The 16404-nt window shown below is 51.8% G+C and carries 14 protein-coding genes; 10 read left to right on the forward strand and 4 right to left on the reverse strand.

The annotated features are described in order from the left end of the window. Positions 1 to 3: 3 nt before the first annotated feature. The 6 genes from gmhA to LFE_RS12085 all read left to right on the forward strand — a co-directional run bounded on the left by gmhA (position 4) and on the right by LFE_RS12085 (position 7533). Entirely contained in the window at positions 4 to 597 is a 594-nt protein-coding gene (gmhA, locus tag LFE_RS12060) for a D-sedoheptulose 7-phosphate isomerase (protein ID WP_014450498.1), read from the forward strand. Then, positions 590 to 1117: a D-glycero-beta-D-manno-heptose 1-phosphate adenylyltransferase gene (gene rfaE2 / locus LFE_RS12065; protein ID WP_014450499.1), complete on the forward strand. Its 528-nt coding sequence runs from the start codon at positions 590 to 592 to the stop codon at positions 1115 to 1117. The genes gmhA and rfaE2 overlap by 8 nt, the downstream gene beginning before the upstream one ends. Before the next feature lie 13 nt (positions 1118 to 1130). Further along, positions 1131 to 4553 (forward strand): transcription-repair coupling factor, encoded by a 3423-nt coding sequence (gene mfd, locus LFE_RS12070; RefSeq protein WP_158310277.1) that lies wholly within the window; start codon positions 1131 to 1133, stop codon positions 4551 to 4553. A gap of 67 nt (positions 4554 to 4620) precedes the next feature. Beyond that, complete coding sequence (locus LFE_RS12075; protein ID WP_014450501.1) at positions 4621 to 5532, forward strand: peptidylprolyl isomerase; 912 nt, start codon at positions 4621 to 4623, stop codon at positions 5530 to 5532. Then, on the forward strand, positions 5529 to 6410 hold the full coding sequence (locus LFE_RS12080; RefSeq protein WP_014450502.1) for a peptidylprolyl isomerase: 882 nt from the start codon (positions 5529 to 5531) through the stop codon (positions 6408 to 6410). Before LFE_RS12075 ends, LFE_RS12080 begins: the two co-directional genes overlap by 4 nt. A gap of 73 nt (positions 6411 to 6483) precedes the next feature. Beyond that, complete coding sequence (locus LFE_RS12085) at positions 6484 to 7533, forward strand: SurA N-terminal domain-containing protein (protein WP_014450503.1); 1050 nt, start codon at positions 6484 to 6486, stop codon at positions 7531 to 7533. Here the strand turns inward: LFE_RS12085 and yihA are convergent. Next, on the reverse strand, positions 7530 to 8087 hold the full coding sequence (gene yihA, locus LFE_RS12090) for a ribosome biogenesis GTP-binding protein YihA/YsxC (protein WP_070100184.1): 558 nt from the start codon (positions 8085 to 8087) through the stop codon (positions 7530 to 7532). The two genes, LFE_RS12085 and yihA, sit on opposite strands and share 4 nt — an antisense overlap. Between yihA and LFE_RS13830 the strand changes: the two genes are divergently transcribed. Further along, positions 8086 to 9399, forward strand: coding sequence for an anhydro-N-acetylmuramic acid kinase (locus LFE_RS13830; RefSeq protein ID WP_158310278.1), 1314 nt, complete (start codon positions 8086 to 8088; stop codon positions 9397 to 9399). The two genes, yihA and LFE_RS13830, sit on opposite strands and share 2 nt — an antisense overlap. On the opposite strand, the gene LFE_RS13360 is transcribed toward LFE_RS13830, so the two are convergent. Together LFE_RS13360 and LFE_RS12100 are read right to left on the reverse strand one after the other, a co-directional pair. Further along, positions 9281 to 10033: a nucleotidyltransferase family protein gene (locus LFE_RS13360; RefSeq protein ID WP_014450506.1), complete on the reverse strand. Its 753-nt coding sequence runs from the start codon at positions 10031 to 10033 to the stop codon at positions 9281 to 9283. The two genes, LFE_RS13830 and LFE_RS13360, sit on opposite strands and share 119 nt — an antisense overlap. 2 nt (positions 10034 to 10035) lie before the next feature. Beyond that, positions 10036 to 11121 (reverse strand): aminoglycoside phosphotransferase family protein, encoded by a 1086-nt coding sequence (locus LFE_RS12100; RefSeq protein WP_014450507.1) that lies wholly within the window; start codon positions 11119 to 11121, stop codon positions 10036 to 10038. 995 nt (positions 11122 to 12116) lie between these two features. Here LFE_RS12100 and mutM point away from each other — a divergent pair. Continuing rightward, positions 12117 to 12992 (forward strand): bifunctional DNA-formamidopyrimidine glycosylase/DNA-(apurinic or apyrimidinic site) lyase, encoded by an 876-nt coding sequence (gene mutM / locus LFE_RS13365; RefSeq protein ID WP_014450508.1) that lies wholly within the window; start codon positions 12117 to 12119, stop codon positions 12990 to 12992. Positions 12993 to 13028: 36 nt separating this feature from the next. On the opposite strand, the gene LFE_RS12115 is transcribed toward mutM, so the two are convergent. After that, on the reverse strand, positions 13029 to 13721 hold the full coding sequence (locus LFE_RS12115; protein WP_148272653.1) for a hypothetical protein: 693 nt from the start codon (positions 13719 to 13721) through the stop codon (positions 13029 to 13031). A 456-nt stretch (positions 13722 to 14177) separates the two neighbouring features. Between LFE_RS12115 and LFE_RS12120 the strand changes: the two genes are divergently transcribed. After that, entirely contained in the window at positions 14178 to 15047 is an 870-nt protein-coding gene (locus LFE_RS12120) for an acyl-ACP desaturase (protein ID WP_014450510.1), read from the forward strand. A 409-nt stretch (positions 15048 to 15456) separates the two neighbouring features. Continuing rightward, entirely contained in the window at positions 15457 to 16263 is an 807-nt protein-coding gene (locus tag LFE_RS12125) for a hypothetical protein (RefSeq protein ID WP_014450511.1), read from the forward strand. Positions 16264 to 16404: the final 141 nt, after the last annotated feature.

The raw sequence follows: 16404 nt of genomic DNA on the forward strand, positions 1-16404 counted from the left end.
CTCTTGAGCCAGCCACTCGACGAAACCCGCATCTCCAAAATGAGACTCATCTTTCAGGAAAGTCTTTCCGTCAAGGAGGCATTCATGAAGGATTCCCTTCCACAGCTTGCTAAGGTCGTTGACATGATCGTTTCCTGCTATCGTCAGGGAGGAAAGGTACTCCTTTTCGGAAACGGTGGGAGCTCATCGGATGCCTGCCATATCGCAGGAGAGCTTGTCAGCCGCTTCTACAAGGACAGGAAAGGTCTACCTGCCATTGCCCTCGGAACAAACATGGCCACACTCACCAGCATCTCCAATGACTACTCGTATGAAGACATCTTTTCCAGAGAGGTCGAAGCCCATGGTCAAAAAGGGGATATCGCCATCGGTATCAGTACAAGCGGAAATTCGAAAAATGTCCTGAAAGCCATGGAAAAAGCGCGCCAAATGGGCTTGAAGACCATCGCACTCACCGGTGGCACCGGAGGAAAGCTTAAAGACAATGCCGACCTTTCCATCGTCGTCCCTTCAAAAATGACGCCGCGCATTCAGGAAACTCACATTACACTCGGACATGCCGTCTGCGAACTGGTGGAGGAAGAGCTCTTTGCCTGATCCCAACAGGACCATCCCTTCTTCATATTCTTCAGCAGGGAAGATCCACACTCTCCAGACACTCCTTCCGGCGCTTGAAAAACAGCGCCAGGCCGGACATGACATCGTCTTTACCAACGGATGCTTCGACCTTCTTCATGCCGGACATGTAGAGGTTCTTGAAGAAGCCCGAAGCCTTGGGGATTTCCTTGTTGTTGCAATGAACACCGACGCTTCTGTTTCCCGTATCAAGGGACCCCTTCGCCCCATTGTCCCGGAAAACAGGAGAACTCGCGTCATGGCGGCCATTGGAGCCGTTGATGCCGTTATCCTCTTCGATGAGCCAACACCATTGGAGCTCATCATGGCAATAAAACCTGATGTTCTTGTCAAAGGAGGAGACTGGGAGATCTCAAGCATTGTCGGAGCCCCTTTTGTGCTGGAGCGCGGAGGAGAGGTTCTCTCCATTCCACTCGTTCCGGACTCCTCAACCACAGGTCTTGTGGAGATGATCATCAAAAAATATGGACAATGCCCATAGAAATGGCCTTTCCTTGAAAAGATTTTTTCCAAGCCTGAGTCACCGCATCAAACAGCTTCTTCCTCCCGCTTTGACCCGGGGAGATGAAATCTCCCTTGCCGGAATTCCCCCCGAGGCCTCCTTTCTGCTCCCGGGTCTTATTCTCGATCAGATCCCCGACAGAACGCTCTGGATTCTGACGGCCAACATGGAACGGGCGCGATCCCTCTACAATGACATCAACAGCTTCAATGCCCTTTTTCCGGAAGCCCCGGATGGGCTTCTTCTCCCCGAAGAAGAGATTCTTCCTTATGAGGAAGAGAGCCCTCCCGACCTTCTGAGAGCCGAAAGAATCTCGGTATTATCCGAGCTCTCAAGACGACCGGTCTCCTTCGTCGTTTCAACCTTTCCTGCCATCGCCAGAAAAACGTTACCCAAAAGACTTCTGTCAGGGGGACTTTCCGAAATCACCCTGGGAACACTTGTTGACCGGCAGGAACTCATCCAATCCCTGGTCGCCCTCGGATTTTTCAGGGTTCCACAGGTCACTGCCCCGGGAGAGTTTTCGGTGAGAGGTGCCATCCTTGATCTTTATACACCTTCAAGGCCTGAACCGGTCAGACTCGAATTTACGGACGATGAGCTGACCTCCATGAGAGGATTTGATCCCAATACCCAACGATCCATGGGGTCCATCGAAAAACTGGATCTTGCTCCTAGCCATGAATGGCTGCCGCCCATAAACCGAAGCCATTTTTCTGAAGAACTGAAGGACTTCCTTTCAGTCCACCAGGCCACCCCGCTGGCCCCCGGAATCGAGCGGTACATCGGACAGTTCTACGACGATATCACCAGCCCGCTGGACTACACCCCCGATCCTGTACTCTTCATCGAAGATCCCCATGCCCTCGAAATCCGGATCAATGACTGGCAGGAGAGGATTCGCGATGCATACGAATCCATTCCGGCGGAAGAGCGGGCATTGCTCCCTCCGCCTGAAAAGGCCTTCATTCCATTCGGAGCCAGAGAAAAAACCCCTTTTTCCTTTGGCTCCGACCATCCAAGGATCCTCTTGTCTGTCTTCCGCGATGACCCCGATGCGCCCGATCTCTTTTCTCCTCCGGAAAAACTGATCGACAGGAATGAATCATGGATCTTGAGGCTCCGGGAACTCTCCTCCCGGATGAGGGTCATCACCTTTTTTGGCAGCCGTGGGCAACGGGATCGCTTCCAGGAAATCCTTGAAAACCAGGCCATTCCTTTTACGCCCCTTTCAGAGCTCCAGGAAGAGAATCCTCCTCCGGAAGGATCGATCCAAACGATCCTCGGAGATATCGGAGAAGGAATCTACATCGCGCCAGATAACACTCTTCTGGTTTCCGACACCTTCCTGTTCCGAAAAAAATATGACCGCACCAGAGAAACTCGCTTCCGGACAGCTGCGGCGGCCTTCCGGAGGGACCAGATCAGACTTGCCGAAGGGGAACCGGTTGTCCATCTACAGCAGGGGATTGGTATCTATCGGGGGCTTAGAGAAATCGAAGTGGGGAACATTCCCGGCGAATTCCTGATTGTCGAATACCGTGACGGAGACAAGCTCTATGTTCCGGTCGACCAGGTCGATCTTCTGAAACCCTGGAGGGGACCAGAAGGATCTCCCCCCAAACTCGACCGTCTTGGTGGCCATTCCTGGCAAAAAACCCGATCGAGGGTACGGAAGGAAATCGAGAAAATCTCCCAGGAACTGGTCGATCTCTATGCCAAAAGGAAAGCACTTCCGGGATTTCCCTTCTCCCAGGATTCGGTCATGATCTCAGAATTTGAAAATGCTTTTCCCCATGACCTGACCCCAGACCAGGAAGAAGCCACCCGGGATATCCGCGAAGACATGGAATCCCCCACTCCTATGGACCGGCTGGTTCTTGGAGAGGTGGGGTTTGGAAAAACCGAAGTCGCCATGAGAGCGGCCTTCAAGGCCGTCGCCGATGGGAAACAGGTTGCGGTGCTGGTTCCGACGACCCTTCTTTGCCTTCAGCATTTTGAAACATTCAAGGAACGCTTTTCCGGATTTCCAGTGAGGGTCGAACAGATTTCCAGGATCCTGACTGCCAAGGAACAAAGACTCCTCCGGCAGGATCTTTCGGAGGGGAAGATCGACATTATGATCGGAACATCCGCCCTCCTGGGCGCCCAGAACATCTTCCGGGACCTGGGACTCCTGATCATTGACGAAGAGCAAAGATTCGGTGTCGGACACAAGGAAAAACTCAAAAACAAATACCCGACTGTCGATGTCCTGACTCTGTCGGCGACACCGATTCCCCGAACACTGCAGATGTCCCTTTCGGGTCTTCGAGGAATCAGCTTCATCATGACCCCTCCTCCCGGTCGAAAGCCGATCAAGACCGCCATTCTGCCATTCGACCGCCATCGTATCAGGGAAGCCATCGACCGGGAACTTGCACGGGATGGTCAAGTCTTTTTTATCCACAACCGCGTCAGCTCGATCTCCCGCATGGCTCACTATATTTCAAGCCTCTTTCCGGGGGTTCCGGTCGGAGTCGCCCATGGGCAGATGGATAGCCAGCTCATGGAGACCATCATGGACCGATTTATCTCGGGTCATTATCGTATCCTCGTCTCAACGGCGATCGTGGAGTCCGGTCTCGACATTCCCCAGGCCAACACCATCATCATCAACCGCTCGGACCTTTTTGGAATCGCGGAACTCTATCAGCTCCGGGGAAGGGTCGGACGATCCGGAACGCAGGCCTATTGTTACTTCCTTGTCGCCGGAGAAGGCGGTCTGACCGAGCTTGCAAAAAAACGGCTGAAAACGCTTCAGGACAACACAGAGCTGGGATCCGGTTACCAGATCGCCATGAGAGATCTGGAAATTCGCGGAGCAGGAAGCCTTCTCGGCCATCAGCAAACCGGACATATCTCCATGGTGGGACTTGACCTCTACATGGAGATGGTCGAGGAAGCCATTCAAACCCGGGTTGAGCCTGTCGCGATTCCCGTTGTCCGGGAAACACCCAGAATCGATCTTGGAAGAGAAGCCCGTCTCCCGGAAGATTATGTCGTTCACCCCGGATTGCGAATTGACTTTTACAGGCGTCTGGCACATTCTTTCAAGGATTTGGAGATCGATCAGATCGAATCGGAGCTCAGGGACCGCTTTGGGCCCTTGCCAAGATCGGCCAGGGCATTGATCCTTGGGGCAAAAATCCGGGTCATGACCACCCGAATGGGAATCTCGGAAGTTCGTCTCAAAGACAGGGAAATCTTTCTCAAGCCTTCAGCAGAAAAAGCTCTCTCCCCCCGTAATGCGGGAAAGATCGCCCAGGCGTTCCCCGACCGGATCACCTTTCACCGGGACGGATCCTTTACACTTTCGGGACCGGCTTCCGGATTTCCGGATGATCTGGCCAGACTTGAAGAACTTCTTTCGTAACAACGGGTTCTCTCCAGACAGATCCGGACCCCCACGCTCAATTCAAAATACCAAAGGAGATGATCCATTGACCTTTCTTCATAAAAAACGCCCATCTTTGACAGGGATCACCCTGAAAAACGTTCTCGTTGCCACTCTTGTCGCGGGAATCGCCATCAGCGCCGGATGCAACAGGGCTCCTCAAAAGGGTGTCGTCGCAACCGTGGGAAATGCATCGATTACATCGGCCCAGCTTTCCGCAAAGCTTTTTTCACTGGGCGTTCAGCCTCCCGTCAACCCGAATACGGTCTCCGATGTCCTGAACCATATGGTCGACCAAAAGCTCTTGACGCAGGAAGCCAAGGATGAAGGTCTTGCATCTGACCCCACGATCAAGTCCGAGATCGCCAGAGCTGAAGACCGGATCCTGAAAAAAGCCCTTCTGAAAAAGGAAGTCGAAGACAAGCTCACCGTCACAGATGCCGACATTTCAGACTACTATCAGAAACATGAAAAGGAAATTCGCCAGCCAGGCTATGTTGAAGCCAGACAGGTCGTCTTTCCGACTCAAAAAGATGCCGATCACTTCAAGAACAGCCTCGACCGAAAAGGAGGCTTTAAAAAAGCCATCAAAACCTTCAAGGGCGGTCCTCTTGGCCGAATTTTCGAAGGCACCCTTCCCCCCAAGTTCATGCCTTTCTTCTTTGGCGTGAAGGAGGGAGCCGTTACCGGGCCGATTGTTCTCAAAGATGGCGTCCACTATTTCCGGATCGACCACTTTGTCGCCGGACACCAATTGTCTCTGGCCGAATCCAAGGAAGGGATCAGAAGACTTCTCAAACGTGAAAAGCGCACCGATCTGACCCAGGCGTTGACAAACAAGCTCAGGGCCAAGACGAAGATCAATATCAACCAGCCGGAACTTGCCGCGCTTGTCGCCCAGAGCCAGAACCTTCCGGGTAACACGGCGACTCCCGGACAAGCACCAAAGGGCCATTGATCACCCGAATACGGCTATCCGGGATTCTGGCAGGATTTCTGATCCTGACCTCCTGCCATTTCAAGGGGCCCACGGACGAAATCGTGGGCTCCATCGGAAAAGAAATTGTCACTGTTTCAGATCTTCAGCATGAGGCTGCATTTATCGGCATTTCAGACCTGACCAAAGGGGATCCTGCCCTATGGTCAGAATCTGTTCGTAAAACGGTTCTCGGGGAAACCATCCGGGACCAGCTCTTTCTCGATTTCATCCGGGACCGGCGTATTTCCTTGCCTCCCGACGATCTTGAACAGCTCCCCGAAGACAAGACCATGCGTGAACTCGAAAAAAAAAGGCTCCTGATCCGGGAGGCCATAAAGCGCATCGCTCCCCGACAGATCATCTCCGATCAGGAAATCAGGCTTTATTATCACAATCATATCAATAGCTTCTCTTTCCCTGAGCAAGCTCTTGTCCGTCATATCGTCACATCCGACCGCAATGAGGGGATCGCAATTCAAAAGGCACTCGACGCTGGAGCATCCTTCTCCGCTCTCGCCAAGGCAAAATCCCTGGGAATGGAGGCATCGGCCGGTGGCCTGATGGCCCCTTATGGCAAGGGAGAGATGCCTCAGCCTTTTGACAAGGTCTTTGATCTCTCACCGGGAGAAGTGACGGATCTCCTTCCATCCACCTATGGGTACCATCTTTTCAAACTGGTCAGACTGATTCCCGAAAACGTCAAGCCCCTGTCCCAAGTCAGGGAAAAGATCCGGGCCATCCTTATCGCCAGGAATCGCCGCCGGCTCCTTCAATTCTGGCTCTCCGAGCAGGAGCTCCAGAAACCCTGGAAACCCACACGTCACTACAGGAAGATTTTTCCAGTCGATCTGGAATAGAATGACAGGAGACCCCCATTCCACAGACGGGTCATCTTTTAAACGACCCTTAACAGCATAAAGGCCACTTTTCATGACTCTCCACCTCTCCAGGACAACAAAAGTCCTTTTTGGCAAGACATACTTTCTTTCCGGAATACTGGCATCAGCTCTCTTCATTTTCTGCCAGACACCCGCCCAGGCCGACGAAAAGCCGATTCTTCTCGATTCGGTTCTTGCCGTGGTCAACCATCACGTCATCACAAAAAGCCAGATCGACCGCTCTCTTGCCCCGACATTCAAAAAGCTTCATGCACAATACCGGGGCTCGGCCTACAGGGAACTAGTGACATCCCTTGAGTACAAGCTCATGATGAAAAAAATCAATGAGCAGCTTGAAATGGAAGAGGCTGACAGGACCGGGCTGACATTAAGCGACGAAGAGCTCGACCGGACCATCGATTCGATCATGCAAAAAAACAACTTCACCGCCCGATGGCAGCTGAAACAGGCGCTTTCCGAGCAGGGAATGAACTATCATCAATACCGGGAACAGCTCAGGAAACAGATGACCATCCTGAAACTCATCAATACGGAAGTTCGCTCAACGGTGGTGATCAGCCAGGATGAGGTCCGCCAATACTACCTCGACCATCGGGAACAATTTCGCCTTCCCCCCCATGTCACCCTTGCCGACATTTTTCTCAAGCTTCCCCCCGATGCGACACCCGCCCAGATCGCTGCGGTCCGGGAAAAGGGAAACCATATTCTCCGGCAAATCTCAAGGAAAGATGATTTTGCCATTCTCGCGGGCTCGGAATCGGAAGGACCAAATTCTGACAACGGGGGAAATCTCGGAGACCTGACCAAAGATCAGCTCCTTCCGGAGCTCATTGGACCGGCATTCTCAGTTCCGGTTGGTGGAACAAGCGGCCTGATCCAGACGGACAGGGGTTTTTACATCATCAAGGTCCTCAAGCGGGAAAGCCACCCTTACAAGAGGTTCCGTGACCTGAAAGCCCGCATCCAGGATGACCTTTCGAAGAAAACAACCCGAAAGAGACTTCTGACATGGCTTGAACAGCTGAGGGGAAAATCCTATGTCGTCATCTACATGACTCCTCCTCCGGACGAAAAAACCTAGGAAGGGCTTCCGTAGAGCGACTCTGAAACCTTGGCGGAAAGAAGATCCATCCCGTCTCCATTCTTGGAAGAGACCAGAATGGGGGTCAGATCGACACCGGGATTTCTGGAAAGAACCGCCATCCAGTCCATCTTGATTCTGGACTGCTCCTGACGGTTCAGCTTGTCCGATTTTGTAATGACAACCGATACCGGAAGCCCCATGGACAAAAACCATGAAAGGGCCTGGAGATCGGACTCCAGGATATCCCTTCTGGAGTCGACCAGAAGAAGCATACGGCTGATATTGCCGAGGCGCCTCAATAGCCTTCCGGCAATAGCCCGGGAGTCGGTTGCCTCATCCCGGCCCCGTTGCATGTATCCATATCCGGGAAGGTCAAGAAAATACCCCCCCGTTCCAATTTCATAAAGGTTTGCCAGAGTCGTCTTTCCCGGCATGCGACCTGTCCGGGCCAGATGGTGGCTCCTTGCAAGACGGTTCAAAAGGGATGATTTTCCCACATTCGACCGACCTGCCATGGCTATGATTCCCCCTTCAAGGGGAGGAATCTCCATGGATGGCCCCACCGACAGGAGAAAAATGGCTGGAAAATCCCGATATTTCACTGATGGCTTTGTTTGTGCTGGATTCATGTGCGGATCCTCTCTCGATGGTTTGGATGGAGCGCTGATCCGGGTCCGGAAAAGATCTGTCTCGCTTCTGGCTTTTGCCCATCACCCTTTTGACAATAGTTTTTCTGATACGATCCGGAATGGTCTGGCGGGAAATGCTCCCGGGAAAACGATTTCCGGATTTTGGGGCATGACGGAAAATCTCGTTTCCCTTGTGGAATTGGATCTTTTCAAAAAACTGCTGGCATCGGCCTCGATCTCGGAAAAAGAGGTCGACCTGATCGGAAGCCACGGAATCACTTCCTCCCATCATCCTTCGGCCGGACTATCCCTTTCGGGCATCCCCATCCCGGGTCACACGGTACAACTGACCAATCCCCATTTGCTGACGGAGGCTTTCGGCATTCCCGTAGTCTCGGACTTTCGCCGTACCGATGTCGCCTCTGGAGGGGAAGGCGCCCCCCTCGCACCAATCTTTCACAGAGCGGTGTTGACCCATAAAACGATCAACAGGGCCTTTCTGAACCTCGGGGGAATCGCCAATATCACCAGCCTGCCTTCCCGGCGCGGCTCCGGAAATCCCATTATCGCCTTTGACACCGGTCCCGGGAACATGTTGATCGACGCGGGAGCCCGATGGATCTCCAAAGGAAAAAGAGGATTCGATCCAAACGGCGAAATGGCAGGCAATGGGCAAGCAGTGGAATCTCTTGTCGAAAAAGTCTGCCAGGACCCATGGCTCCACCGGGCGCCACCAAAGTCCACCGGGCGAGAATCCTGGGGAGAAGATCGTTTCCGGGAAATTCTCGGACAAATGCCCCTCCGATTCTCTCCGGAGGACCTGATGGCGACACTGACCGAAATCACCGCGTTGTCTGTCGCGAAGTCCCTGGACTGGATAACGCCCTGTCCCGAAGAGATTATCGTGGGCGGGGGCGGAGCAAGGAACCTGACGCTCATGAACCGGCTCAGGATCCGATGCAACAAGGAGGTCTCCCCGTCCGAGACCCTTGGCATACCGGCCCAGGCCGTGGAATCGATGGCCTTTGCTTATCTGGCCCTTCTCAGCATGACACAAAGACCCGGAACATTGCCCGAACTTACGGGTGGAAAAGCCGGCAGGGTTTTGGGAACCGTTACCTTTCCCTCCTCCCGCTCCCTTGCCTCAATTCTTCCAGGAATGATTCGCGGTGGCGATATCCATCTTCCGTTCCCAGATCGAGCCAGGGCTCGGATGTTACCTGGGCCCGGATAAAACCACCTTTTCCGAGATATTCCCGATAAAGCTCCACGATAGAAAAAGGTGGAGCGAGATTTTCTCCAAGACCTGAAAACACATCAGGATTGATCAGATGAATCCCCGTAAAAAAATGGGGAACATCCCCCGCCACCGAATCGAATGGAGGGAATGCAACACCCTCATTTTGAGTCGTGGCAATCCTTCCGGATTCGGATTCCGGCCCGGATGGAGACAGAACCAGAGAAATCCTTTCACCGGATGTCCGGTGAGCCAAGATCCCCTTGCCCAGATCGTACCCTGTCAGGATATCGCATGTGGCAACCACAAGGATATCCGATTCCTGAAAAAATGGTTTTGCATGAAGAATCCCTCCTCCTGTCCCCATGACAATATCCTCATAAGACCAGAGAATCTCGATACCTGATGGAAGAGCCCGGCTGATCCCCTCCCGGATTGTCCCGGCATCATGGTGAAGGTTGACGATGATCCGGGATATCCCGGCATCCCTCATTTGACGGATGACCCGGATTCCCATGGGAACCCCGTCGACTGGAACAAGAGGCTTCGGGATGTTCGGGAAAATCCCCCTGAGACGGGATCCCGCTCCCGCCATCAGGACAAATCCTGTGACATCAGAACCTTTCTCCACCCTTACTTTTCCGGGTTTCTGAGAAAAGGAAGAAAGGATTGCACAAGAGGTGCAACGGATGGCTCCCAGAGAGCCAGTCGCTTCATATTCCGATGTGTTCCGGAAACCGCTTGCATATACCCGGGATTTCCCTTGACATCCCGAATATAGAAAAACCGGCCACAAGCCTTCAGATTTCGCTGGAGAGCCATTCTAGCGAGAAGGTTTCTGTGCTCTCCTTCGGAAAGACTCTCCGGAAGAATCCCGAGGCTGATCCCGCGATGGTAATGTCCCGAAACCAGCTCATTGAGCAAATCGTCGGGAAGAACCCTGTAAGCATCAAACACCCAGGAGGCCAGATCATACAGGGGAGAGCCCATCAGCATATCCTGAAAATCAATCAAGACAGCCCCTCGTCCAGCGATCATGATGTTTCTGGAATGAAAGTCCCGATGGACCGGAACGAGTGGCAATCGTCCGGAAAGGACCGATGCCTCTTCCTGAAAGAGGGAGCGTATTGTTGAAAGCGCGCTTTTGTCGGAAAGGGAGACTCCATATTCGAGAAAATGCTCGAACTCCCAGAAAAGGAGCTCCTCAGAATAGACCCGTGATTTAAGCCACGAGAACTCCCCCGGAATGGTTTGTCTTCCGAAGGAGAGCAAAAGATCCAGAATCCGCCAGGACAGAAGACTCTCTTCCTCCGGATGTTCCTGAAGATAAGAGTACAGGCTCCAATCCCCCAGATCCTCTTGCAACAGAAGGGAACCGTCGTCGTTTTCTCCCAGAATTTCTGGCACCGGAAGTGATGATGCGGAAAGCAATTTTCCAATCAGGAGAAAAGGATCTCCCGGGGGCAAATTTTCTCCCCGGCCTGTTTTTTCCTCCGATGCCTTGAAACCCTCGGGCTTTCCCTTGACCATCAGGATCGCCGACAGGGGAGCAGTCTTTGAAACCACCCTGTAATATCGTCTGTTGGAGGCGTCTCCTGTCAGCGGGATGACCTCAAGACTGTCTGGCCCATCGCCGGAAAGAACAGGGAAAGCCTTTTTCATTCGGAAATGGAGCCAATCGTTCACATCATTGGAAAGTGGTGACTGCATTGTTATCATCAGGAATCCTTCTCCATTCATCCAAACAACCGGCCTTTCCAGACCGGGTTCGTCTGACAGCGCTGTGGACTCAAAAAGAACACCGCTCAAAACGCCAGCCGGGTCATTGCCCAACGGGGGATCCGTCGGCTTCTGGAAATGACATCCAGAAGAGAGAGAAATATCCGCTTGAAAGACCGGAAACGTCCACGACAGCGTCCGCTTGGGGGCGGGTCCGTGATTCCCTGCCATAGTCATCATGGTCAGCTCTATAGAATTGGCTCTAGAGCTGACCAACTAAAGTTGGCGGCTTAAGCCTTGTGATGAAAAGTCAAGAATGGGAATGCACGGGCAACTGTTCAAGTCGTTCGGCAAACCATACCTTGATAATGGATTGCCGGGTCATACAGTCTTCCCTGCTTCCCGATCCAAACGCGCTTTTTGGCTCGCAATCTTCGCTTCGATTTGAGTAACTCCAGAACAACAGTCATACCATCACCCTCATCGAACTACGGACGGAAATCAGGCGAATCACTCTCTCTCTCTGCAGGTAATGATGGCCGACCAGTGTTCCCGATTGGTCAGCCCTATCTCCAAATATCTGGACCCATCTTCTGTTTTTACCGGTAGTTCCAATAGACTTGGGCGAAGTTGAACATGGTATAGAAAATATACCATCATCTCATCAGTTTCAAAAAATAAAAGAGCCTACAGTCTAATACACGATTGAAAAAAACCGATCCCCCCAGGGAGAAAATGTATTCTCTGATTTCCCGGTTTTCGGTTCTGACGACAGAAACCAGCTGCGGCAAACGAAGAATCCATTCTCAAATGGATATCAAGGATGGGCACTCCGACATCATCTTGACCCGGTCCCCGACAAAAATACAATCAGGAAAAGATTTTTCATCATAATGCGCAGACATCATTGACCTCGCGAATTCCATCTGCGAAGCACGCCTCTTAAAATAAACAGGGGAAGATTTATCGGCAAGTGACCATGCTAGAATATCCTCATGCCAGAACTTCCAGAAGCCGAAACAATCCGCAAACAACTTCTTCCCGTTCTTTTGGGATCCCGTGTGCGCTCTCTCCGGAGCGGCCCTTATCCAAAAATCTTCCTGTCCGACATACCGGATCTTTCGGGATGGCAATTTTCCGACTTGGGCCGCATCGGGAAAGTTCTTCTTTTCTCCATGAAATCTCCTGCCGGTGAGTCCGGGACGCTCCTGACCAGACTCGGCATGTCGGGGCAATGGAACATATCCGGTAACAGGCAGGATTCCCAACTCCCCCTCCAACCCTCCCAAACAACCATTCATACCCATCTGGCCATCACTCTTGAGACCCCCGAAGGCGAGAGGCTCCTGTCTTACCGGGATCCCCGACGTTTCGGACGAGTCGAGTGGCAAACCGACATAGCTCTTTCCGGGATCCTTCAAACGACCGGCCCCGATATTCTCAAAATCCGGGCCGAACAGTTTGAACACAGTATCCGGGCTTCCCGGCGTTCGATCCGGACGATTCTCCTCGACCAGAAGATCGCGAGTGGGATCGGGAATATCTATGTCTCGGAAATTCTTTTTGAATCCGGGATCCACCCGGACCGGAAAGGCTTCCGGATAACAGGGGCCGAGGCGCGCCGCATCCTCGAATCTTCCGCAGTTGTCCTCCAGAAAGCCATCGATCGTGGAGGAAGCTCTATCCACAGCTTTAAGGACGCCTTCGGAGAAGAAGGGGGGAACCAGAGCCAGCTGCAGGTGTATGGACTCGATGGATCACCTTGTCCACTCTGCAAGAGTCCGATTCTCAAAAAAGAGGAGGGAGGCCGATCCAGTTATTTTTGCCTGCGTTGCCAGCCCAAAAAAAGAACATCCCCCGCCAGGTCCTGACCTGACGGGGGACAAGTGATTCGAAGAAACATAGGATCAGGGGGTTTGATCGGAGGGGGTGTGGCGGGGATCTCTTCGTTCGGAAAATTTGACCGACCACCCGGGAACCTGATCGATCATGGCCGCCACCGGCTTCCGGAAAAAGCTTTCCACATCGAGGGGCTCCATTTTTTTCCCGATCTTTTCAATCTGGTCCCGAATGGTTCTCGGATGGCGATCCATCTCTTTTGCCACCAGGCCGACATCTCCCAACCTTCCAATCATCTGAAGGATCTTCCACTGGTGGTCCGTAAGCATGTAGCGCGCTCTCTTGAAATGCTGGTAATACCCCAGAAAATCCTGGAATCCTCCGGGAAGGGGCAGCCAGGACTCCGGAGAAGAGCTTCCGGAAAAAGGAGGTGAATCCAGTATGAATTCGTATCGGGAGACAAATTCTTCTTTCGATACCACCTGATCCAGTACAGGCAGAAAAGCAAGCCACTTCCGGATGGACAGTTTTTTGGATTCCTCCCCGACCAGAATGACGGGTGGAATCATCAGGTCACGCCATATCACATCGGGAGGATCGGGAAATCGTGAGTTCAGGATCATTCTGGCCGGTTTCAGAACTTCGAGATATGGCATGATTTCATTCCAGTTTTTGACAAACACCCACGACTCTGAAAAAGGCCGATTGGGAGGAAGCAGTCGCTCAAGAGAACGATCAAAAATCAGTGTGACTTTTGGCAAAAGAACCATCCGTTTCTATTTTTTGTTGAAAAGCTTCTTGTTGTTCCACTCTCCCCTATAAAGAAGAGCCCGGGGAAAATACACTTTTTTCATTCATTTTTCAAGAATAATTTCATTTTATATAAAATTGATAATGAGTTAATTCAGTACACACTCAGACCTGCTGAAAAGAACATTCCAATCGATCTATCTCCAAAACACCCATCACAAAAGATAATCACCATGACAGATGAAACATCCGTTTCGAAAACCTGAAAGATGTTTCATTCCTCACTCCAATCATAAATCCATAACTCATTTAAAAATATAAATTTTATTAGATAGCATGAAAATTGCTATATCTTTTGTGGTTCGTTTTTTGTGCCTTTTTAAGGGGAATCTCATGGGCGGTTGGCCATTTCGTACCAATCTGTTTGACCATGCGGGCCCCGAAACCTTCTTCCATTGGAGTAACCTGTGAATCTGACCCTTGATGTCCACACACTGCGACCTTTGATCAGCGACTATAACCGCCTGGCGGACGATTCCGACTGGAATCGCTTCGGACTCCTGGAGAAACAGGAGATCGACTCGTCCCTTTTGACCCAGGGGCAGAAAGAGGCGGTCATCTTCGTCACCCATATCGAAAACCACACACCCACCTATATTTCGGACTATCTCTCCCGCTTTCCCATCGACGGCGGCCGGGAACTGAAACATTCGATCCACAACCGGGAGCTTTTTCATTTTATTATCCGATGGGGGCTTGAAGAGGACCGTCATGCCGAAGCCCTTGCCCTTTACCAGTTGGCGGCAGACATCGCTCCAAGCACCGACAAGCTCTTGAACGACATGATCGAAGAGTCGATAAAACCTTTCTCGATCGGATTTTCCGAACCAGTACAGGTCTTTACCTATACGTTTCTCCAGGAAAAGGCGACACAGCTTTATTACCAGTGCCTTTCAAAAGCGGTCTCTGAACCGGTGCTGGCCCATCTCCTTCGGCAGCTGGCGAAAGATGAATCCCGTCATTTTGCGTTTTTCTCAAAGATTCTCGATGCCTATCTCGATGCCCATGGAGAACGGGCGATCGATCTGATCCTTGAGGTTTCTCTGTCTTACCGGATGCCTCTTCACAATACGCTTAAAGACTATAGAAGACGGGCGATTCTCATGTCCCGGGAAGCTCCGGGATACCACCGGAAATTCCCGGTAGGCGTTCTTGCTGAGCATCTCGAGCACTCAGCGGAACGTCACCCTCAGCTTTCCGTGCCTCTCCACCGAGCCTCCGCCCGGATGCGTGCCGGGATGGAGAGCCCCTCCCCCATTGCCTCTTCCCTGAACTGATCGTACCCGCCAATATATCCCTTCTTCCGGGGGCCAGTTCATCGGCCCCTGTCTTTTATTGATCCGGTGTTTTCTTTGATCTTCGATACGGCCCTTCTCCGTTTTCAGGTTTTTTCGTTTCCTGTACCTTGCCTCAATAAAAATATTTTAAATACATCTATGAAACATGCGTTTCAAAGGGAAGAGAAAAAAATCGCCCAAAAAAATAAAAACATTATTTTATAAAGATTAAAAATCTGGCATTTGCTTTGCTTATGTGATGGCGTTCATCGTCCATTCCCAATAAATACCCTGACTTATAAAGCAGGAGAGGATTTTTGGCGGGAGATGACGGGTGTTTCTCTTAAACATTGTGGTCTTTCACTCCGGCGAAGAACCATTCGTCATGACTTCTTGAAGGAGGTTCCTCATGTTCTCAGTACGAAAACAGTCCAAGGCCAGACTCGCAGTTCTTTCTCTTGCCCTTTTGTCCGCGACCGCTCTGTCTCCGGTGGCATCCGCCTGGGCTGTGGACGGTTCGGCTACCCCTGCCGCACCGGCATCGAACCCGACACCCATCAATGCCACGGCACAGGGCCAGATGATGAACATGCAGATGGCTGCCATGCAGAACGCCGCACAGAACACACCGATGGATTCGTCCTTTGACGGAAACGTTCCCAAATCCACAAGCCTGTCGGCAAACTTCGGATGGATGGATACCTTTGACAACAGCCAATTCAACGGGGGCTACGGTGGCGGAGTCACGGCAACCCACTGGATTACACCGCATTTTGGCCTGACCGCTTCCATCGAAATTGAGTCTTTCGGATTAAACCCAATAAATAATTATATGGCTAATGCAGGGAAGGGTGCATACAATCAGGCAGGAACCCCAGTAATCCCAATCACACTTGGCGGAGTCTACGACTTCACTGCCGGAAGATCTTGGGTCAATCCCCAGATCTTCGGCGATGCTGGTCCTGCCATTACCCTAGATGGTGAATCCATGCCACTCTATGCTGACTTGGGAGTAGGTGTGGTCACCCCCCTTGCCAAGATCTCAGATACATTGGCCGGAATTGACATTTTTGCGAACATTCGGATGGCTTACCTAAGCAATATGGGAGGGTTGGCAGGTACAGCAACTGATGCTTTAGGGGTTCCGAACAATGGTACCGCCGGAAGCGCCATGTTCTACATGCCCGTAGAATTCGGCGCCACATTCGTATTCTAAGTTTTTCCTGTCACAGTGCTTTCAGAAGGGGGCCTTTTGGCCCCCTTTTCCATTCTCATCCTCACATTCCCCAAAATCCCTTTCAAGAAGATTTTTTTTCAATCGGCTAGAATACAACCATCTTCCCTCTTTGAAACGCCT

The organism is Leptospirillum ferrooxidans C2-3, from assembly GCF_000284315.1.
In the GTDB taxonomy this organism is placed as follows: Bacteria; Nitrospirota; Leptospirillia; order Leptospirillales; family Leptospirillaceae; genus Leptospirillum; species Leptospirillum ferrooxidans.